Annotated in this window: 20 protein-coding genes; 10 read left to right on the top strand and 10 right to left on the bottom strand. The window is 62.7% G+C overall.

Going from position 1 to position 18,803, the window contains the following annotated elements; translation table 11 throughout:
• The first annotated feature begins 301 nt into the window (after positions 1-301).
• A complete protein-coding gene (locus NKI16_RS04165; RefSeq protein ID WP_023674851.1) occupies positions 302-697 on the top strand; it encodes a hypothetical protein in 396 nt (131 codons plus the stop codon).
• A gap of 46 nt (positions 698-743) precedes the next feature.
• Here NKI16_RS04165 and NKI16_RS04160 read toward each other — a convergent pair whose 3' ends face one another.
• Positions 744-1,454, bottom strand: a complete 711-nt coding sequence (locus NKI16_RS04160) for a purine-nucleoside phosphorylase (protein ID WP_352922275.1) — start codon at positions 1,452-1,454, stop codon at positions 744-746.
• A gap of 82 nt (positions 1,455-1,536) precedes the next feature.
• On the bottom strand, positions 1,537-4,110 hold the full coding sequence (gene cckA / locus NKI16_RS04155) for a cell cycle histidine kinase CckA (RefSeq protein ID WP_352782855.1): 2,574 nt from the start codon (positions 4,108-4,110) through the stop codon (positions 1,537-1,539).
• Between the two features lie 203 nt (positions 4,111-4,313).
• Here cckA and NKI16_RS04150 point away from each other — a divergent pair, with 203 nt between their 5' ends.
• On the top strand, positions 4,314-5,066 hold the full coding sequence (locus NKI16_RS04150) for a flagellar biosynthetic protein FliO (protein WP_031211276.1): 753 nt from the start codon (positions 4,314-4,316) through the stop codon (positions 5,064-5,066).
• Between the two features lie 83 nt (positions 5,067-5,149).
• Here the strand turns inward: NKI16_RS04150 and dksA are convergent, their stop codons facing one another.
• Complete coding sequence (gene dksA / locus NKI16_RS04145) at positions 5,150-5,566, bottom strand: RNA polymerase-binding protein DksA (protein ID WP_023674847.1); 417 nt, start codon at positions 5,564-5,566, stop codon at positions 5,150-5,152.
• Positions 5,567-5,826: 260 nt separating this feature from the next.
• On the opposite strand from dksA, the gene NKI16_RS04140 reads away from it, so the two are divergent.
• The 4 genes from NKI16_RS04140 to NKI16_RS04125 all read left to right on the top strand — a co-directional run bounded on the left by NKI16_RS04140 (position 5,827) and on the right by NKI16_RS04125 (position 9,605).
• Positions 5,827-6,330 carry a SixA phosphatase family protein gene (locus NKI16_RS04140; RefSeq protein WP_023674846.1) on the top strand — a complete coding sequence of 168 codons (504 nt, stop codon included), beginning with the start codon at positions 5,827-5,829 and terminating at the stop codon, positions 6,328-6,330.
• A 63-nt stretch (positions 6,331-6,393) separates the two neighbouring features.
• Positions 6,394-7,872: a YcjX family GTP-binding protein gene (locus NKI16_RS04135; RefSeq protein ID WP_023674845.1), complete on the top strand. Its 1,479-nt coding sequence runs from the start codon at positions 6,394-6,396 to the stop codon at positions 7,870-7,872.
• Positions 7,869-8,963 carry a YcjF family protein gene (locus NKI16_RS04130; protein ID WP_023674844.1) on the top strand — a complete coding sequence of 365 codons (1,095 nt, stop codon included), beginning with the start codon at positions 7,869-7,871 and terminating at the stop codon, positions 8,961-8,963. The genes NKI16_RS04135 and NKI16_RS04130 overlap by 4 nt, the downstream gene beginning before the upstream one ends.
• A gap of 87 nt (positions 8,964-9,050) precedes the next feature.
• On the top strand, positions 9,051-9,605 hold the full coding sequence (locus NKI16_RS04125) for a hypothetical protein (protein WP_023674843.1): 555 nt from the start codon (positions 9,051-9,053) through the stop codon (positions 9,603-9,605).
• A 63-nt stretch (positions 9,606-9,668) separates the two neighbouring features.
• Here NKI16_RS04125 and NKI16_RS04120 read toward each other — a convergent pair whose 3' ends face one another.
• Positions 9,669-9,935 (bottom strand): hypothetical protein, encoded by a 267-nt coding sequence (locus NKI16_RS04120; protein ID WP_023674842.1) that lies wholly within the window; start codon positions 9,933-9,935, stop codon positions 9,669-9,671.
• Positions 9,936-10,164: 229 nt separating this feature from the next.
• On the opposite strand from NKI16_RS04120, the gene NKI16_RS04115 reads away from it, so the two are divergent.
• Together NKI16_RS04115 and NKI16_RS04110 are read left to right on the top strand one after the other, a co-directional pair.
• Complete coding sequence (locus NKI16_RS04115; RefSeq protein ID WP_352622621.1) at positions 10,165-12,000, top strand: monovalent cation:proton antiporter-2 (CPA2) family protein; 1,836 nt, start codon at positions 10,165-10,167, stop codon at positions 11,998-12,000.
• A 17-nt stretch (positions 12,001-12,017) separates the two neighbouring features.
• The gene (locus NKI16_RS04110) at positions 12,018-12,569 is read left to right on the top strand and encodes a DUF924 family protein (protein WP_502894566.1); all 552 of its coding nucleotides are present in this window, start codon (positions 12,018-12,020) and stop codon (positions 12,567-12,569) included.
• Between the two features lie 24 nt (positions 12,570-12,593).
• On the opposite strand, the gene folK is transcribed toward NKI16_RS04110, so the two are convergent.
• The 3 genes from folK to folP are packed head-to-tail and all read right to left on the bottom strand — an operon-like array spanning position 12,594 to position 14,310.
• Positions 12,594-13,118, bottom strand: coding sequence for a 2-amino-4-hydroxy-6-hydroxymethyldihydropteridine diphosphokinase (gene folK, locus NKI16_RS04105; RefSeq protein ID WP_023674839.1), 525 nt, complete (start codon positions 13,116-13,118; stop codon positions 12,594-12,596).
• The gene (gene folB / locus NKI16_RS04100; protein ID WP_023674838.1) at positions 13,102-13,461 is read right to left on the bottom strand and encodes a dihydroneopterin aldolase; all 360 of its coding nucleotides are present in this window, start codon (positions 13,459-13,461) and stop codon (positions 13,102-13,104) included. Before folB ends, folK begins: the two co-directional genes overlap by 17 nt.
• 3 nt (positions 13,462-13,464) lie before the next feature.
• A complete protein-coding gene (folP, locus tag NKI16_RS04095) occupies positions 13,465-14,310 on the bottom strand; it encodes a dihydropteroate synthase (protein ID WP_023674837.1) in 846 nt (281 codons plus the stop codon).
• A 96-nt stretch (positions 14,311-14,406) separates the two neighbouring features.
• Here folP and NKI16_RS04090 point away from each other — a divergent pair, with 96 nt between their 5' ends.
• Both NKI16_RS04090 and NKI16_RS04085 read left to right on the top strand, forming a co-directional pair.
• Entirely contained in the window at positions 14,407-15,024 is a 618-nt protein-coding gene (locus tag NKI16_RS04090) for a DUF922 domain-containing Zn-dependent protease (RefSeq protein WP_023674836.1), read from the top strand.
• Positions 15,025-15,225: 201 nt separating this feature from the next.
• Entirely contained in the window at positions 15,226-16,707 is a 1,482-nt protein-coding gene (locus NKI16_RS04085) for an MDR family MFS transporter (RefSeq protein ID WP_023674835.1), read from the top strand.
• Positions 16,708-16,734: 27 nt separating this feature from the next.
• Here the strand turns inward: NKI16_RS04085 and NKI16_RS04080 are convergent, their stop codons facing one another.
• The 3 genes from NKI16_RS04080 to NKI16_RS04070 form a co-directional block, all read right to left on the bottom strand.
• A complete protein-coding gene (locus tag NKI16_RS04080) occupies positions 16,735-17,763 on the bottom strand; it encodes an NAD(P)/FAD-dependent oxidoreductase (RefSeq protein ID WP_352782858.1) in 1,029 nt (342 codons plus the stop codon).
• An 82-nt stretch (positions 17,764-17,845) separates the two neighbouring features.
• A complete protein-coding gene (locus NKI16_RS04075) occupies positions 17,846-18,166 on the bottom strand; it encodes a 2Fe-2S iron-sulfur cluster-binding protein (RefSeq protein WP_023674833.1) in 321 nt (106 codons plus the stop codon).
• A 97-nt stretch (positions 18,167-18,263) separates the two neighbouring features.
• On the bottom strand, positions 18,264-18,632 hold the full coding sequence (locus tag NKI16_RS04070; protein ID WP_292660938.1) for an Hpt domain-containing protein: 369 nt from the start codon (positions 18,630-18,632) through the stop codon (positions 18,264-18,266).
• Positions 18,633-18,803 lie beyond the last annotated feature (171 nt).

The raw sequence follows: 18,803 nt of genomic DNA, 5'->3' as shown, positions 1-18,803 counted from the left end.
ACTTTTAAACTCCCAAGCTGGTTAACTGCATCGGAACAGGACCATGCAACGGCTGTGCCAATCACCGGCGAAAGATCGGAGTGTTTGAGATTTCCCAGCCCTGTCAGTCGGTTAATGTATTAGCCGCAGGAGATGAACCTCCCCTGCCAGGTTTGAAATGAGAAAAGATCACTCGTATCAGCCTAAGTTTTACTCACATATAGGCCAATGCCCGAATTTTGAGCAGCATCATATGAGCGCTGGCGAGGATTGCAGCGCCGCAGCGAAATGAGGCAAGTTCGAACCCTTAACGGGGGACTCCATGGCCTTCAGAGCTTCTTGCATTTTCACCGCCATGCTTCTGCTGGCGGCGACGACCGTAGCGCGCGCCGGCTTCAGCGACGGCAAGCTGCCGGACGGCTCCTATCATTGCGAAGTCTATCTGCTTGGCATGTTCCTCAGCCTCGGCGACATCACCATCAAGGGAAACGTCTATAGCGGTCCGGTGAGCTTCGGCATCGCGCCGCAAAGCTACAATTACCAGATGGATGCAGACGGCGTGATCACCTGGCTGGGTCCGCTGGGCGGCTACACCAGTGGCGGCAACTCGATCTCGCTTACGCAGGCGACGCTGGAAAGCGGAACCACCCCGTCCTTCGATATCATCATGAAGCAGCCAGACGGCGCCTTTACCGCCTCGACCTGCACGAAGCGTTGAAAAGTACGGAACCTGGCGAGGTTCCGTACTCCGAAGTAGAAGCCGCCTAGCTCTCCGCCGCCATGTCGAGCGCCAGCCGGGTCATATCGGTGAAAAGGCCCTGGCGTTCGGAATAGTCGGTCTGCTCGCCGGTTGCCACATTGTCGACGACGGTCAGGATCGACAGCGCCCGGGCGCCCAAATCGGCCGCAATGCGGTAGAGTGCGCTGGTTTCCATATCCACGGCGAGCGCCCCCTGTGCCTGTGCTTCGGCAAAGCGTTCGCGCCCCAGCGGATGATAAAAAATGTCGCTGCAGATCGTCAGCCCGGCCCGATGGTCGATCCCGAGTTCCGAAGCCCGGGCCAACGCCTGGGCCAACAATGCAGGATCGGGGCCGGCATCGGCACAATAGAGACCAAAAACCTGGCCGCTCTCCGCATTTTCGCCGCGCACCGATTGTGCGATCACCAGGCTGCGCAGCGCCATCTCGGCGGTCAGGCCGCCGCAGGTGCCGGTGCGGATCAACGTTTTCGCACCGTAGAAATCCAGCAGCTCGTGCACGTAGACCAGGAATGACGGGACGCCGATGCCGGTGGACTGGACGCTGACAGGCTTGCCGCGAAACAACCCGGTAAAGCCGAGCGCGCCGCGGCGGCGGTTGACGCAGCGCGACGCTTCCAGAAAGGTCTCCGCCATCCATTCAGCGCGCTGCGGGTCGCCCGGCAGCAGCACCGTGCTTGCGTAGTCGCCTTTGCTAGCCTCGTTGTGTGGCGTCACGGCATGCTTCCAAAACCCGTCGCCCGTTTCGCCTGCAATCATGGCAGTCTCACGACATTGCGCAAGCGGAGCGTTGGAAGGGTCAGGATTCCAGCATGTCCTTTACGATCGTGGCCAATTGCTTGAGCGAAAACGGCTTCGGCAAGAAGCCGAAATGCGCGTCGGCCGGCAAGTTCTTGGCGAACGCGTCTTCGGCATAGCCGGACACGAAGATAAACTTGATGTCGGGCTGCCGTTTGCGCAATTCGCCAAGCAGCGTCGGGCCATCCATTTCCGGCATCACCACGTCCGACACCACGACGTCGACCTTGCCGCCGAGCGCTTCGTAGACTTCAAGCGCCTCGACGCCCGACGACGCCTCGTGGACGGTGTAGCCGCGCGATTTCAGCGCCCGCATGCCGCCCATGCGCACGGCGTCCTCGTCCTCGACCAGCAGCACCGTGGCCGAGCCCGACAGATCCTTGGCTGAGTCGGCGATCTTGGCAGGGGCGGCCGGCACTTCTCCAGCCTCGCCCGCCTTCCTTGCCTCCGCAATGTGCCGCGGCAGGAAGATGCGGAACACGGATCCCTTGCCGACTTCGGAATCGCAGAAGATGAAGCCGCCTGTTTGCTTGATGATGCCATAGACCATGGACAGGCCGAGGCCGGTTCCCTTGCCAACCTCCTTTGTCGTGAAGAAGGGCTCGAAGATCTTTTTCAGCACATCAGGCGCGATGCCGCTGCCGCTGTCCTCGACCTCGACCTCGACATAGTCGGCCGGAGTAAGTTCGCGGTAGGAAAAGGTCTTGCACTCTCCGGCGCTGACGTTGCGGGTGCGTACGGTGAGCTCGCCGCCGGCCGGCATCGCATCGCGTGCATTGACCGCCAGATTGACCACCACTTGCTCGAATTGCCCGATATCGACCCTGACCGGCCACAGGTCGCGGCCATGGTCGATTTTGAGCTTGATGTCGTTGCCGACCAGCCGGGCAAGCAGCATCCTTAGATCTGCGAGCACGTCGGTCAGGTTGAGCACCTCCGGCCGCAGCGTCTGCTTGCGCGAGAAGGCCAGCAACTGCCGCACCAGCGAGGCCGCCCGGTTGGCATTCTGCTTGATGTTCATGATGTCCGGGAACGACGGATCGGACGGCCGGTGGTTGGTCAAAAGCAGGTCCGAGGCCATGATGATGGCGGTCAGCACATTGTTGAAATCATGCGCGATGCCGCCGGCGAGTTGGCCGACCGCCTGCATCTTCTGGCTCTGCGCCATCTGGCCCTCGAGGGCCTTTTGCTCAGTGGTCTCCACGGCATAGACGATGGCCGATTCCTCGGCGCCCTCGCCACCGGTACCGTCTGCGACCGCGTTGACGTAGAAGCGTATGTGGCGCTCCTCATTGCCGGGCAGCACCGTATCGATCGGCTCGATGTCAGCCTGTTGCTGGCGTGCCTTTTCAAAGGCCGCGGCGAAAGCCGGCCGGTCGCGCTCGTGGATCACCGTATCCAGCCGCACACGCCGATCGACCGCATCGCGGTCGACGACCGAGGAAAACAGCGACAGGAACGGCGCATTGGTGCGCAGGATGCGGCCGGCATGGTCGACGCCGGCTATCGCCATCGGCGTCGAGTTGAAGAACCGCGTGAAGCGTATTTCCGATGCGCGGAGGTCGGCCGAAGCGTCCTCGCCTTGCGTCCGGTTGAGCACGATGGTGCGAGTCGGGCCGTTGAGCCCCTCTCGGCTGGCCGAGACACGATGCATGAAGCGCACCGGCAGCGCCTCGCCGGTCATCGTCGTCAGATCGAGGTCGATAACGGCATTGCGCGTGGTACCAGCGTCGGCCTTGACCGAACGGACCAGCGCCATGCCGTCGCCGGCGACGATCTCCGGCAGCGTGATGGCGCCGGGAGTGAAGCTGGCCAGGTCGATGCCCAGCCACTCCGCAAGGGTCGCGTTGATATAGGTGACGCGGCCTTCCTGGTCGGCCGAAAAGAAACCGGCCGGCGCATGGTCGAGGTGATCGATCGCCTTTTGCAGGTCGAGAAAGAACCGCTCCTGCTCGGCCCGTTCCTGCGAGATGTCGGCAAGCTGCCAGGCAAGCATGGGCAGCCGCTGGCCGGGAACGCTGAAGGCGCGGGCCCGAACGCGGTACCAGCGAGCGCCCGGTTCGGCGCCTGGCCGAATGGACTGCGCGAGCCGAAACTCGCCGTCGCCAGGCTGGCCATCACGCAGGCCGGACGCCAGCCGGTATATGGTCACCGAGGCCTCGGGAACGTCTGAAAGCAAACCTTCGACGGTCTTGAGGTCGGCGGCCGACTCGGCACCCGTCATATCGGCATAGGTCCGGTTGGCGTAGATGATACGGCCTTTGGTGTCGGTGACCAGGAGACCTTGCGACATCGAATCGACGAAAGCTTTCGACAGTTCGTCGCTTGTCGAGCGCGGCGTGATGTGCACGAAGCCGATCGCAGTGGCGAATAGAAAGCCGACGCCGATCATCGCCAGCACGCCAAGCATGCCGAGCAGGAATGGATCGCCAAGGCGCTCGCGGAAAAGGCCGAAGACGATCGCTGCCCCAGTCAGGACGACGATGAAGACGATGAGCCGGGTGACCGCTCCCGGCCGCGTGTTCTGGTCGACGATAGGTACCGGATAGAAATCGCCGCGCGCTTCCTTGGCCATGTGCCCCCTGCTCGTGAATTCCGGTGTCGGTTGAATCATATTCTCAGGGTTGGGAAAAGGCCCGGCTGCAGATGTCCGTTAAAAATGACGCCGTTCGGCTCCCGGCGTTTCAAGCTGTTCACGAAGCGTGAAAGGCAACTTGCGGTGGCCTGCCGCAACAGTCTAGTGTCGCCTCTCTTCGAAAGCTGATTTTGGGGGAACCAATGCTGCAATGGCTGGATGGCGTGGCGGGTCCTGGTTATGCCGCAGCAATCCTATGGACGTTTGCAGTACTTGTCCTTCTGCTCATCATTCTTCTTATCATCAGGCTGGTCCGCAGCCTGACGTTCGGGACATTCGTCGCCGGCGGCAGGAACCGCAAGACGCGGCTGGCTGTCATGGATGCCACAGCGGTCGACAGTCACCGGCGGCTGGTGCTGGTGCGCCGCGACGATATCGAGCACCTGCTCTTGATCGGTGGTCCGACCGACGTCGTCGTCGAGCGCGACATCAGGCTCTCGGCGCTGCGGCGCCCGGCATTGACCGGAGACAACGGCCACCAGCCGGCAGCAAGGTCGGCTTCGATCACAGCCGCGCCGGCGAGGCAAGCGCCACCGCAGCCGGCAGGCGTAACCGCGACCCCTGTCCGAGCCCGCCAGACGGCGACGATGCCGGCAACAATGCCGGCGCCGGCGCCGAAACCGGCATCGAACGTCACGCCGTTGCCAAGTTATGGATCCGTCAACGCCAATGCCTCGCGGCATGCGCAGCCGCCGGCAAGACAGGACTCCCCGGCAAGATACGAGCCGCCGGCACAGCACGAGTCGATTGACGATGCGCTGATGAAGGAGCTGGAGGTTTCCCTCGACGAGCCACGCTTCAGCCAAACGCCGAGCAAGCCGGTGGCGAAGGCGTCGCCCTCTCTCGACGACGAGATGACGAAGCTCCTCGGCGAGTTGTCCAATCAGAAAAGATAGGCCGATAGCGAACGGCCAATGAAAATGGCCGGAAAACCGGCCATTTTGAACGCTTTACCGATGCCGCTGTTTTTCCCGGCGACTCAGTCGTCGCGGTAGACCTTCTCGCGCCGCTCATGGCGCTCCTGTGCCTCGATCGACAAGGTGGCGATCGGGCGCGCGTCGAGCCGCTTCAGCGCGATCGGCTCGCCCGTCTCCTCGCAATAACCGTAAGTGCCTTCGTCAAGGCGCTGGAGGGCCGAATCGATCTTGGAGATGAGTTTTCGCTGGCGATCGCGGGCGCGAAGTTCGATGGCGCGGTCGGTTTCCGAGGAGGCGCGATCGGCGAGGTCGGGGTGGTTGGCGTTTTCCTGCTGCAGGATTTCGAGAGTTTCGCGCGCTTCGCGCAAGATGTCGTTCTTCCAGGTGACGAGCTTCATGCGAAAGTAGGATTTCTGCCGCTCGTTCATGAACGGCTCGTCTTCGGAGGGTACGTAATCGGCGGTAACGATGTCGTTCATTCGACTCACCCAACAAACCCCAAATTTGGCGCCTATATATTCGCGGACCGAAAGCTGCACAAGGTCAATCGACGACAGTTTCACGCAATTGTTAGTCTCGGACAAACCACCATCGGCGATGCCCTTTTTGCGAAGAATACGACCGAATCCGTACATGATTCGCTATGCTTGAGGGGCGCTTGCCATTGCGCACGGAGCTCTTCTGATGGCAAATCCTGCGGCGTGCTGACGGGTTCGGTGCCCGGCACAACGGGGATCCGGTGACCAGACTTTACCTGCTGAGGCATGCGAAGGCCGGCTGGGCGCTGCCTGGCGTGGCTGACTTCGACCGCCCGCTCGATCCATCCGGCTTCGCCGATGCCGAAGCGATGGGCGCCCTGATGCGTTCCCGCAAATACGCACCGGCCCGCACCCTTTGCTCAAGCGCCAAGCGCGCCCGCCAGACGCTGGAAAGCTTGGCTGGCCATACGGACACGGGCCGGGTGCTGTTCTGTGACACCCTCTACAGCGACGATGCCGCCGCGTACCTCACTGCCATCCGGCAGAATGGCGGGCTGGAGGCCCTGCTCGTCATCGGCCACAATCCGATGATCGAGGATCTCGCCATGGCGCTCTCAGGCGACGGCGACGAGACCGCGCGGGCCATGCTGAACCACGGCTTCCCGACCTCCGCACTTGCGGTGGTCCGGTTCTACGGCAGTCTTGCCGAGGCTGCGCCGGGCGCCGGCTATCTCGAAGCCTTCCTGACGCCTGCCGATATCTGAGGCCATTTCAAAGCCGCCCATCAAAGCCTATATCGGATCCTGACCGGCCCGCGAGAACAGATTTTGGCATCATCGCTGACGACTTTCACCGACGAGGCGAAGATTGCCTTGGATACGTTGTCAGGCCGCGCTGCCGGGCTTTTCGCTCCGTCGCTGCGTCTTGGCGTGACCGGGCTGTCCCGCGCCGGCAAGACGGTGTTCATCTCGGCCCTTGTGCACAATCTGGTCCATGGCGGACGCTTGCCGCTGTTTGAGGCACAAAAATCTGGGCGCATCGCCCGGGCTTTTCTCGAAGAGCAGCCGGACGACGCGGTACCACGCTTCCTGTACGAGGATCACATCGCAGCTCTTGTCGACGACCGCATCTGGCCGGATTCGACGCGTGCGATTTCCGAACTGAGGCTCACCATCGAATACGAATCGGCCTCTGGCTGGAGCCGCATGTTTTCCGCCGGCAAATTGTCGGTCGACATCGTCGATTATCCCGGCGAATGGCTGCTCGACCTGCCGCTGCTCGGCAAGTCCTACGCCGATTTTTCGCGTGAGGCCTTCGAGATGGCCGTGTTGCCGGTGCGTGTCGACCTTTCGCGGGAATGGCGGGCGCTCTCCAATCCGGTCGACCCCAACGCCGAGGCCGACGAGATGACGGCGCGCCGTCTCGCTGAGAGCTTCGCGGCCTATCTCAAGGCCTGCAAACTCGACGAGCGGGCGCTTTCGACCTTGCCGCCCGGCCGCTTCCTGATGCCCGGCGATCTTGAAGGCTCGCCCGCTCTCACCTTCGCGCCGCTGCCGAATCTGGGCGGCCGGCGCGCCCGCTCGGGATCGCTGCAGGCTATGATGGAGCGGCGCTACGAGGCTTACAAGACGCATGTCGTCAAACCGTTCTTTCGCGAACACATCACGCGTCTCGACCGCCAGATCGTGCTCATCGACGCATTGCAGGCATTGAATGCCGGCCCCGGTGCGATGGCCGATCTGGAGCGCGCGGTCACCGAAATCCTGTCCTGTTTCCGGCCCGGCCGGGGCAACTTCCTGACCGACGTGTTTTCGAGGCGTATCGACCGCATATTGGTGGCCGCGACCAAGGCCGACCATCTGCACCACGAAAGCCACGACCGGCTGCAGGCGATCGTGCGGCGGCTAGCCGACCGAGCCGTGGCGCGGGCGAATTTCACCGGCGCCGACGTCGACGTCGTCGCCATGGCTGCCATGCGCGCGACCCGGGAAGGCACGGTCAAGCAGGGCCGCGAGACTTTGCCGGTCATTATCGGCACGCCATTGCGCGGCGAAAAAATCGATGGCGAAACCTTTGACGGAAAGACCGAAACAGCCATATTTCCCGGTGACTTGCCGGAGAAAGTTGATGCGGTGTTCGACGTTTCCGAATCGACCCGCCCGCAAAACAATGACGACCCCGCGATCCGCTTCGTGCGCTTTCGCCCGCCGAAACTCGAGCGCACCGCCGAGGGTGTGACGCTGTCGCTGCCGCATATCAGGCTCGACCGCGCGCTGCAGTTCCTGATCGGAGATCATCTCGCATGAGTGCGCCCCGCAGACCGGCGGCCTTTCGCATAGAGCCGGAGCCCCAGCAGAAGGAAGATTCGACGGCTCACCATGCTGCGTCCGAGGCCGCGCCGGCGCGAAAGCCGCGTACCGTGAAGGCGGATCTTGCCGTGGTCACACCGGCGGAGATCGACGTCTTCGACGAGCCTGATATCGTCGCTGCCGAACCGCCGCCGGCGATTGCGCCGCGAAAACGTTCGCCGCTTGGCAGCCTGTTCTTCGGCGCGCTGGGCGTTCTGGTTTCGCTCGCCGTCGGCCTCTGGACCGACCAGCTGATTCGCGACCTGTTCGAGCGCGCCGAGTGGCTGGGCTGGCTGGCTGCCGCTATGGCCGCGATCGCCATCCTGGCGCTTCTGATCATCCTCGTGCGCGAATTCATGGCGATTGCCCGCCTTGCCGAGGTCGAAAAGTTGCAGAAGCGGGCGCTCGATGCGATTGCCCGTGACGATCCGAAGGCCGCCCGCGCCGTGGTCGACGAGTTGTCGGTCTTTGTCTCGGCCAAGCCTGAAACCGCGGCTGGCAGGCGCTCGCTGGCCGAATTGCGCGGCGAGATCATTGACGGCGGCAATCTGGTGCGGCTGGCCGAGACCGAGATACTCGGCCCGCTCGATGCCCGCGCCAGGGTGATGATCCTCGAAGCGGCGAAGCGCGTCTCCCTGGTGACCGCGGTCAGCCCCCGCGCGCTGGTCGACGTTGCCTATGTCGTGTTCGAAGCCGGCCGGTTGATTCGCCGGCTGTCGGAGCTTTATGGCGGCCGCCCCGGCACGCTTGGCTTTTTTCGCCTGGCGCGCAGCGTTCTGGCCCATCTCGCGGTCACCGGGTCGATCGCCGTCGGCGACAGTTTCGTCCAGCAGATCGTCGGCCACGGCCTTGCCGCCCGGCTCTCGGCCAAGCTCGGCGAAGGCGTCGTCAACGGCATGATGACTGCGCGCATCGGCATTGCAGCGATGGAAACCGCAAGGCCCCTGCCCTTTTACGCGGTCAGGCGGCCCGGATTGGGCGATTTCCTCTCCGCGCTGACCTCCTTTGCAGCAAAGAAAGAAAAAGAAACATCCGCTTCCGGAACGTGACTATTGCCTTGGGGTGACAAAGCATTAACCAATCTTGTCCATGGTCGGAAGCGTCCAAACCAGTCTCTTTGTTGCCGGGTGTCGTCGATGAAAAGCGTTATTCTGTCCAGCGGGCTGCCCGTGGCGCTCGCGCTTGTCGCAACCGTCGGCATTGCCGGAAAGACCTCGGCGGCGGAACCGGACAAGCAGTTCTTTCGATCGGTCGAAGGCAAATGGGTCGGCCCCGGGGAAATCGTTGCCGGCAAATACAAGGGCACGAAATTCACCTGCAGCTTCATCGGCTCGACGCCTGACGGCAAGGTCGGCATGTCGCTCGACGGCGGCTGCCGGGTAGGCATGTTCACCCAGCAGATGTCGGCAACGATCGAACACAAGGGCCGGCAGGGCTACAAGGGCAGCTTTATGGGCGGGGCCGCCGGCTCCGGCCTCGACATTATCGGCGGCAATGTCGTCGATGCGCACAAGGTGGTTTTCACCATCAATCGCAATCAGTTGCGCGGCGTTATGCAGGCGCTTGTCCCCGACGACAATTCAATGACGGTGACCGTTGCCGTGCGCGTCGACCAGCAGCTGGTCCCGGTCATCGGCATGAAGTTGAAGCGGATCGATGCAGTCGAGGTCGGCTCCATAACGCCGAACTGACTTTCAGCGTGAGAAAAGGCGGCAACCAAACGGCGCCGCCTTCTTTAACATGCAAATGGGCGCTCAGCCCTTGATCACGGCAATCACTTCGTCATAGGCCTTGCAGGCCTCAGCCGCTGTCGTGCCGCCCTGATATTTGGTTGTGACCGCCTGGACCTTGGCCCCGAGGTCGGCTGCCTTGGCCGGATCCTTGGTAATCGCAGCCTGAAGTGCCGCAGTCATGTCCTGGGCCTTCTTGGTCAGCATCTCGGTCGTGCACTCCGGCGCCTTCGAACAGGCAGAACCGGCAAGTGCCGCGATGCCAACGGCAAGCAGCAAAAACGTCTTCATGTCAGTCATCTCCTCAAAAAAGGGCCGCGACTTGATCGTCGCTCGCCCTTCACTAGCCGAAGCCGGGCGTCCTTAGCGCCGGATTGCTGGAACAAGCAACGCCCGGGAGCCCATTATCCTGTTCAGTGCGCCTGCAATATCGCCTTCACAACGCGCCGGATTCGCACTGTTCGATCCGCCCCGTAGCCCCTATCTTGGCCGCTTGTTGCAAGAGAGCGGAACGGCAGGCATGGCGGCAGAGGCATCGAACGGCGATCTGATCCAGGTGGTGGCGCTGCTTGCCGCCGGCGTCGTTGCGGTGCCGATCTTCAGGCGTTTGGGACTTGGCTCCATCCTCGGCTATTTGGCGGCCGGCGTCGTGATCGGCCCATTCGGCCTGCGCATTTTTTCCGAATCGGAAGCCATTCTTCATGTCGCCGAACTCGGCGTCGTTATGTTCCTGTTCATCATCGGGCTGGAGATGCAGCCGTCACGGCTATGGGGCCTGCGCCGCGAGATTTTCGGGCTTGGCGCGCTGCAGGTCGGCGTCTGCGCGGTCCTGCTGACCGGCGTCGGCCTTGCGGGAGGTTTCCCGATCGCGCAATCCTTCGTCGCCGGCGCCGGTTTCGTACTCACCTCGACGGCAATCGTCATGCAATTGCTGGAAGAACGCGGCGACCTGGCCACGCCCAAGGGCCAGCGCATCGTCTCGGTCCTGCTTTTGGAAGATCTGGCCATCGTGCCATTGCTGGCGCTGATCGCCTTCCTCGCGCCGGGCGGCGCCGATATGAGCCTGTCGGATCGGTTGACGGAGGTCGGCATCGGCCTTGCCGCGATCGTCGGGCTGGTGCTTGCAGGACGCTATCTGCTCAATCCGTTCTTCCGTATCCTGGCGGATGCGCGCGCCCGTGAGGTGATGACCGCAGCCGCCCTTCTGGTCGTGCTCGGGTCGGCGCTCGCCATGCAGCTTTCCGGCCTGTCGATGGCCATGGGCGCCTTCTTGGCCGGCGTGCTTTTGTCGGAATCGACCTTCCGCCATCAGCTGGAGGCCGACATCGAACCGTTCCGCGGCATTCTGCTCGGACTGTTCTTCCTCGCTGTCGGCATGTCGCTCGACCTGCATGTGGTCGTCGTCAACTGGCAGCTCATTGCCATCTATGTCGTCGCCTACATGATGATGAAGGCGATCGGCATCTATATCGTCGCCCGCATTCTCAAAACCGGCCACCGGGAAGCGCTCGAGCGCGCGGTCTTCATGGCGCAAGGCGGCGAATTCGCCTTCGTCCTCTATTCCGCAGCGGCGGCTGTCGGTATCATCGATAGCCAGGCCAATGCGATGCTGACCGCCATCGTCATCATTTCCATGGTGCTGACGCCCTTAGCGATCATAGCATTGCGGTATCTGACGCCACGCGACGAGCAGTCGCTTGAAGGCGTCGATGTCGCCGACGGCCTGACCGGCAGCGTGCTGATCATCGGCTTTGGCCGGTTCGGCCAGATCGCCAGCCAGCCGCTTTTGTTGCGCGGCATCGACGTCTCGATCATCGACAATGAGGTCGAGATGATCCAGGCAGCGGCCGATTTCGGCTTCAAGGTCTATTACGGCGACGGCACGCGGCTGGACATCCTGCGTGCCGCGGGAGCCGGGCGCGCACGCGCCGTGCTGATCTGCGTTGACAAGCCCGATGCCGCCGTGCGCATCGCCGAGCTCATCAAGGCGGAGTTTCCGTTGCTGACGGTGCTGGCGCGGGCTTTCGACCGCGGCACGGCGTTGCAGCTCATTCGTGCCGGCGTCGACTATCAGCTCCGCGAGACGTTCGAATCGGCGCTTGTCTTCGGCGGCTCGACACTGGAAGCTCTCGGCGTCGATCCGGAAGAGGTCGCCGAGGTAGTCGAGGACGTCCGCCGCCGCGATGCTGCCCGTTTCGAACTTCAACAGGCAGAAGGCATCCGCGCCGGGCGGCGCTTCCTCAAAGGCAATATCGGCACCCCCATCCCGACGCCGCTCAGCACGCCACGGCGCGTGGGCCAGGCGCTCAACGAGGAGACCGCCGGCGTGCTGCAGAAATCCGAACCGGCCGATTAAACGTTGGAAAGACGCGAATGATGAACGAACTGGACGAGCGCGCTGTCTCCATCACCAGATTCTGGCGCGACGCCGGGGAGGACGCGTGGTTCGAGAAGAACGACGCCTTTGATGCCGACTTCCGCACCCGGTTTCTCGATCTGCACTTTGCCGCCGCCCGCCGCGAATGCGACGGCTGGTCCGAACACGCCGAAGGGTCGCTGGCACTGATGATCCTGCTCGACCAGTTTCCGCGAAACTGCTTTCGCGCCACCGGCCACATGTACGCCACGGACCCGCTGGCGCGGCATTTCGCCGGGAAAGCGATCGCTGCCGGCCATGACCTGGCACTCGACGAAGAGCTCCGCGTTTTTCTCTATCTGCCCTATGAGCATTCGGAGGACCTCGCCGATCAGCTCAAATCGGCAGAGCTTACCGCCGCCAAAGCCCCGATCTATCTGAAATATGCGATCGAGCATCGCGACATCATCCAGCGCTTCGGCCGCTTTCCGCATCGAAACAGGATGCTTGGCCGCGAGACGACACCGGACGAACAAATGTTCCTCGACGGAGGTGGGTTCTCCGGCTGATTTCAGGCACCGATGGCGGCAGCGTCAGGTTTTCCACCAATCCCGGCCTGACGGCAGCCGTTCAATGCCCGATGTGTCGACGGCGGCCAGCCGCTCCGATACGCTCTTGCCGTCGACCACAAGCTCCGGCGCAATTTCTGCCAGCGGCGCCAGCACGAAGGCGCGCTCCAACATGCGCGGATGCGGCACCTCCAGTCCGGTCTCGTGGATGATGCGGTCGCCGAACACCAGAATGTCGATATCGATCAGGCGTGGACCCCAGCGCTCCTCGCGCACCCGCTTCAGTTTTCGCTCGGCGTCGAGGCAAACGTCGAGCAAAGCCCGTGGCGCGAGCGCGGTCGAGATTTCGGCCGCCGCGTTGAGGAAATCCGGCTGATCGAGCTTGCCCCAGGGCGGCGTGCGGTAGAGCGACGAAACGGTAACGACGCGCGTTCTCTCGTTGGCATCCAGAATGCCCAGTGCCGCAGCCATCGACTTCGCCGGATCACCGAGATTGCCGCCAAGGCTGAGATAGACGGTGTTGTTGTTGTTACTATTCTGGCCAGACAACGGTCACCTCGACATGATCGAGCACACCCGGCACCGGGGCGTTCGGCTTGCGCACGGTGATCTCGGCCTTTTTGATCTGCGGAAACCGCGCCGTCAGCGCCCTCGCCACTTCGAGCGCCAGCGCTTCGATCAGAAAGCGCCGTTCGCCGGTAATGATCTTCTCGATGACCGCAAAGGCGATGCCGTAATTGACGGTGTCCTCGATGGAATCCTCGACCAGCGCCCGCCCGGGATCCACCGTGAGTGCCGCATCGACATAAAAACGCTGGCCGAGCGTCTCTTCTTCGTCCAGCACACCGTGCCGGGCAAAGAAGGCGCAGTTCTTCATGCGGATGACATACATGGCTCAGCGTTCCCCGATCTCACGTGCCAGCATAGCATCGGCGATGGCCAGCGCATCCACGTTGATTGCGACATCGTGGACGCGAAAGAGATGCGCGCCTTTGAGCCTCAGGATAACGCTGGTGGCCGCGGTCCCGGCGCCTCTTGCGGCTGCGTCGCGGCCGGTGACGGTGCCGATAAAGCGCTTTCGCGATGTGCCGGCCATCAGTGGAAAACCCAGCGCATGAAGCTCGGAAAACCGTGCCATCAGGTCAAGATTTTCCGCTGCCGTCTCCTTGGCAAAGCCGAAGCCCGGATCGAGCACGATATGGTCGTCGGCAACACCGCTCCGCCGCGCGATTTCCAGCGACTTCCTGAGGAAGAAGAGCTGATCGGCAATCACGTCGGGCAGTTTCTGCCGGTCCCGTCCAGTGTGCATGACGACAAGGCCAGCGCCGGTTTCGGCCGCGACGCGGGCAATGCCCGGTTCGCGCTGTAGGCCCCAGACGTCATTGACGATATGCGCGCCGGCTTGGACGGCAAGCCGGGCCGTATCCTCGCGATAGGTATCGACCGAGATCAGCGTTCCGCCAGACGTCGCGAGCGCCTCGATGACCGGCAATATGCGAGCCTGCTCTTCCTTTGCGGAGACCGCAGACGCCCCGGGACGTGTCGATTCTCCGCCGATGTCGATGACGGAGGCCCCCTCCTCGACCATGCGGCGCGCCTGGGCCACTGCTTTTTCCGGCGCATCGAACAGGCCGCCGTCGGAAAAACTGTCCGGCGTGATGTTGAGGATGCCGACGACCACGGCCTTGCCGCCAATGTCGAGATGGCGTCCGTGCGCCAACTGCCATCGCCCTGTCATCATTGCCCATCAACCATGTTCGATCCCGCGGCGTGGCCAGGGATCAATTCCGTTGCGCCGGAGACGGCGGTAAAGCAAGGTGGGCAAAGAGGCAACACGATGAAACGATCCCTCCTTTGCGCCCTGATGCTCGCCCTGACCGCATTCCCGGCCGGCGCTGCAACTCTCGTCAAGACATATAGTTATTTCCCGATCGGCGGCAGGACGCTCGACGACATCGAGACCCAGCTGTCGAAACTCGGGCCTCAGGTGAAAAGCACCGGGTCGCGGCATCCAGGCGCTACCCAGATGGCGTTCACCACCCGCGTCAGCTATGCGCAAAAGCCGGGCTCGTGCTGGATTGCCGACGCTGTCGTCACCGTCAAGGTCAAGGTCATCCTTCCTGAGTGGCGCCGCCCGCGCAAAGCCGATGCCGGCGTCAGGCTGTTCTGGGATACGTTGTCCGCCGACATCAAGCGCCATGAGGAACGCCACGTCGAGATTGCCAAGAACCACGGCCGCGAACTAGAAGACGCCTTGAAGGCGAGCTACCCGGAAAAGACCTGCGAACTGGCAAAGGCCAAGGCCGCAAAAATCACTGCGGCCATGCTTGCCAAACACGACCAGGACCAGATGCGCTTCGATCGTGTCGAAAGCGCCAATTTCCAAAGCCGCATCCTGCGGCTTTTGCACTATCGCATCGAGCGCATTGAGAACGGCCGACTCGCTCCCGGCTGAACTCCGCGTCGTCGGACAAAGCCAATTTTGCCGAAACATAGTGCCAGCTTCGGAAAACTTTCGAGCCGCTGTCGAAATCGGCCTATAGCGAACGACATATGCCAGGTTCGCAGGGATCAGCCTCCGGCAAACGCCAATCGGCGTACTAGATGCTTCCCAGCCCGTCGCGGACGTGCACGCAGGCATAATGGATGAACGGATATGGACCAGGCTGTCGACAAGCAAACGATGGTGGAAACCAGCGCGCCGCTGACCGAAACCGAGAAAAACGCCATCATCGGCGGCGTGCTTTTGTCGATGCTGCTGGCGGCGCTCGACCAGACCATCGTCGCGCCGGCGATGCCGACGATGGCACGTCTGCTCGGGCATGCCGAATATCTGCCATGGATCGTGACCGGCTATCTTCTGACCGCGACCGCCGTGGCGCCGCTCTACGGCAAGATCTCCGATATTTATGGTCGCCGGCCGACCGTCTATGCTGCAATCCTGATCTTTCTCGCCGGCTCGCTGGTCAGCGCCACGGCCCCTAACATGCTGGTCCTGGTTGTCGGCCGGGCGATCCAGGGCGCCGGTGGCGGCGGCCTGTTCGCCCTGACGCAGACCGTGATCGGCGACCTCGTGCCGCCGCGCGAGCGGGCCCGATACGCCGCCTGGATCTCGGGCACATGGGCCGTCGCCAGCATCGCCGGGCCGCTGCTCGGCGGCACCTTCGCCGAACATCTGCATTGGTCGCTGATCTTCTGGATCAACATTCCGCTCGGCCTGCTGGCCATGGCGATCATCAACAACCCGCTCAAGAAGCTGCCGATCGCCGCAAAACATCACCGCATCGACGGCCTCGGCGCGCTGCTTCTGGTCGCGGCCACCTCGCTGCTGCTGCTTGCCTTGAACTGGGGCGGCAGCGAGTATCCGTGGCTGTCGCCTGAAATCCTTGGACTGCTCGCCTGCTCGGCGGTGTTCTGGAGCGCGTTCGCGCTGCGGCTCATGCGCGCGGCCGAACCGCTGATCTCGCTCGAAGTGCTCGGCAATCCGATCGTTCTCGCCGGCACATTGTCGATGTTCCTGCTGCAGGCCGCCAGTGTCGGCTTGTCGGTCTATCTGCCGGTCTACCTGCAATCGGTCGTCGGCCTGTCGGTCAGTCAATCGGGCACCGCGTTGCTTGGGCTGATGCTCGGCACGGTGGCCGGTGCGACATTCAGCGCGCGAATGATCCCGCGCTTTTTCCACTATAAGCGCATTGCCATGATCGGAACTGTTTTCTCGATCCTGTGCCTCGGCGTGCTCAGCCTGGTCGCCGGGCATGCCTCACTTTTGCTCGTCGAGGTGTTGACGACCTGCGTAGGCCTGGGTACAGGCACGACCTTTCCGGTTGCCACCGTCTCGGTCCAGAACGCCGTCGATCGCATGCACCTTGGCGTAGCGACCGGCGTTCTCACCTTCCTGCGCTCGCTGGGCAGCGCGCTTGGCGTCGCTATGCTGGGTGCCGTCGCCCTTGGTTACGGGCTGCCGCTGGCCAGCGAAGGCACGCAGCCGGCTGGCCATATCGCCTCGGCCATGCCGTTCGTGATGATCTTTCTTGCCGCGGCCGCGATCTTGCTGTTGTCGCTCATCACGCTCTGGCTGATGCCGGAGAAAACGCTTCGCGGCCATGCCGAGGCTGTGGCTCCAGCCCTGGCGGAGTAGACCGGCCCGACGAAAATATGGCGAGGTTCAGTCGACCACGCCGAGCTTCTTCTGCAGACTGGTTGACGAGGTCGTATACTGAAAAACGATGCGCTCGCCGGGGCTGACGATGCGCTTGGCCGCTTGCGCCATCAAGGCGACCTCGTGGAAGCCCGACAGGATCAGCTTCAGCTTGCCGGGGTACCAGTTGATGTCGCCGACGGCGAAGATGCCGGGCACCGACGTCTGGAATTTTTCGGTGTCGACCGGGATCAGGTTCTCGTGGAGGTTGAGGCCCCATTCGGCGATTGGGCCGAGCTTCATCGTCAGGCCGAAGAACGGCAGCATCCGCGTGCACGGCACTTCGACATCGCCCTCCGGCCCCTTGATCGTGGCCGAGACTAGCTGGCCGTCGCTGCCGGTCAGGCCAGTCACCTGTCCGACCTGGAATTCCAGCTGCTTCATCTCCTGCATGGCATACATCTTGTTGACGCTGTCGGGCGCTGCACGGAATTCGGGCCGCCGGTGCACCAGCGTCACGCTCTTGGCAACCGGCTGCAGGTTCAGCGTCCAGTCGAGCGCCGAATCGCCGCCGCCGACGATGACGAGGTCGTGGCCGCGAAAGTCCTCCATCCGGCGCACCGAGTAGAACACGCTCTTGCCTTCATAGGGTTCGATGCCTGGAATCGGCGGGCGCTTCGGCTGGAACGAACCGCCGCCGGCGGCAATCACCACAATTTTGGCTTCGAACACCTCGTTTTCGTCGGTAATGACGCGGAAGCTGCCGTCCTCCAATCTTTCCAGGCTCGAAACCATGCGGCTATAGGTGAATTCGGGCTTGAACGGCGCGATCTGCTCAAGCAGCTTGTCGACCAGGCCTTGCGCCGAGATCGAGGGCCAAGCCGGAATGTCGTAGATCGGCTTTTCCGGGTAGAGTTCGGCGCATTGCCCGCCGGGCCGGTCGAGTATGTCGATCAGATGGCACTTCATGTCGAAGAGGCCGAGCTCGAATACGGCAAACAGGCCGACAGGCCCTGCCCCGACAATGAGTACGTCCGTCTTGGTGATAGCGGTCATGAAGCATGCGCCTCTATGGGAAAACGGCGCGACACTGCATGACCATTGGTCCGCTGCCAAGCGGCAGCCGCAAAAATCGGCTTCAGCCCTGGCGGGCCGGCACGCGCACGACCAGCCCGTCGAGGGCGTCGCGCACCTTGATCTGGCATGACAGCCGCGAGTTCGGCTGGACCTCGTAGGCGAAATCCAGCATGTCCTCTTCCATGGCTTCCGGCTCGCCGACCTCCGCCGTCCAGGCTTCGTCGACATAAACATGGCAGGTCGCGCAGGCGCAGGCGCCGCCGCATTCCGCTTCTATTCCCGGCACCGCATTGCGGATCGCATTTTCCATGACGGTCGAGCCGTTTTCGGCATCCACGTCAAAATGCGTGCCGTCATGGGCGATGAAGGTCAGCTTGGTCATTTGTCACCTGAAGGGAGTCTGAGCCGACATAATCACTCTGCCGGACAAGTCAACTGCGGCGCGAAAGCGCCCGTGCGTGGCGTCTTTGGGATAAGTCCTATCGGCTGATGGCGGCGACGAAGTCGCGCACTTCTTCGATCAGCGAGCCAAGCCGCTTCAGCGTGCTGGCGTCTTCGGGCCGGCATTCGATCGCGCTGGCGCAATCGGCAATGGCGAAGGCGCCGACCCCGCGCGCCGAGCCTTTGAGCCCGTGTGCCAATAGCAGCCGCTGCCTGACATCCGCATCGACGATCTTGTCGCGCACCGACAGCGCCTGCTGCACGAACAGAGCCAGCACCTCCTGCTCGAGGCTCCGATCGCCCATCGTCTGGCGCGCAAGATGCGCCAGGTCGATCGGCCGCGCCCCGGCTGTCCCCGACACGTCGCCGCCGGGCATCGAGAAGGCAATGCCGTTTTCGCCACGTATCACTTTGAGACTCCGTTCTTCGACCGCCGCAAAAACTAGGCGTATCCGGTGGACAACGGGTTAATGATTGGCCCGGAAAAATGTCGCGATAACGGCGCCGGAATCACGGCTGTGTTAACCTTATATTTAAAGTTTTACGTATCGGGCGGAATGCATGTTTTCTTTACCCGG

It is taken from the genome of Mesorhizobium sp. M0698, assembly GCF_040320455.1.
In the GTDB taxonomy this organism is placed as follows: domain Bacteria; phylum Pseudomonadota; class Alphaproteobacteria; order Rhizobiales; family Rhizobiaceae; genus Mesorhizobium.
The sequence above is the reverse complement of the archived record's forward strand: the minus strand, read 5'-3'. Positions and strand labels throughout refer to the sequence as shown.

Coding starts and splice junctions, on each gene's coding strand:
- NKI16_RS04165 (WP_023674851.1), top strand. CDS start 302: ATGGCCTTCAGAGCTTCTTGCATTTTCACCGCCATGCTTCTGCTGGCG.
- cckA (WP_352782855.1), bottom strand. CDS start 4,110: ATGGCCAAGGAAGCGCGCGGCGATTTCTATCCGGTACCTATCGTCGAC.
- NKI16_RS04150 (WP_031211276.1), top strand. CDS start 4,314: ATGCTGCAATGGCTGGATGGCGTGGCGGGTCCTGGTTATGCCGCAGCA.
- dksA (WP_023674847.1), bottom strand. CDS start 5,566: ATGAACGACATCGTTACCGCCGATTACGTACCCTCCGAAGACGAGCCG.
- NKI16_RS04130 (WP_023674844.1), top strand. CDS start 7,869: ATGAGTGCGCCCCGCAGACCGGCGGCCTTTCGCATAGAGCCGGAGCCC.
- NKI16_RS04125 (WP_023674843.1), top strand. CDS start 9,051: ATGAAAAGCGTTATTCTGTCCAGCGGGCTGCCCGTGGCGCTCGCGCTT.
- NKI16_RS04120 (WP_023674842.1), bottom strand. CDS start 9,935: ATGAAGACGTTTTTGCTGCTTGCCGTTGGCATCGCGGCACTTGCCGGT.
- NKI16_RS04115 (WP_352622621.1), top strand. CDS start 10,165: ATGGCGGCAGAGGCATCGAACGGCGATCTGATCCAGGTGGTGGCGCTG.
- NKI16_RS04110 (WP_502894566.1), top strand. CDS start 12,018: ATGATGAACGAACTGGACGAGCGCGCTGTCTCCATCACCAGATTCTGG.
- folB (WP_023674838.1), bottom strand. CDS start 13,461: ATGTATGTCATCCGCATGAAGAACTGCGCCTTCTTTGCCCGGCACGGT.
- folP (WP_023674837.1), bottom strand. CDS start 14,310: ATGATGACAGGGCGATGGCAGTTGGCGCACGGACGCCATCTCGACATT.
- NKI16_RS04090 (WP_023674836.1), top strand. CDS start 14,407: ATGAAACGATCCCTCCTTTGCGCCCTGATGCTCGCCCTGACCGCATTC.
- NKI16_RS04085 (WP_023674835.1), top strand. CDS start 15,226: ATGGACCAGGCTGTCGACAAGCAAACGATGGTGGAAACCAGCGCGCCG.
- NKI16_RS04080 (WP_352782858.1), bottom strand. CDS start 17,763: ATGACCGCTATCACCAAGACGGACGTACTCATTGTCGGGGCAGGGCCT.
- NKI16_RS04075 (WP_023674833.1), bottom strand. CDS start 18,166: ATGACCAAGCTGACCTTCATCGCCCATGACGGCACGCATTTTGACGTG.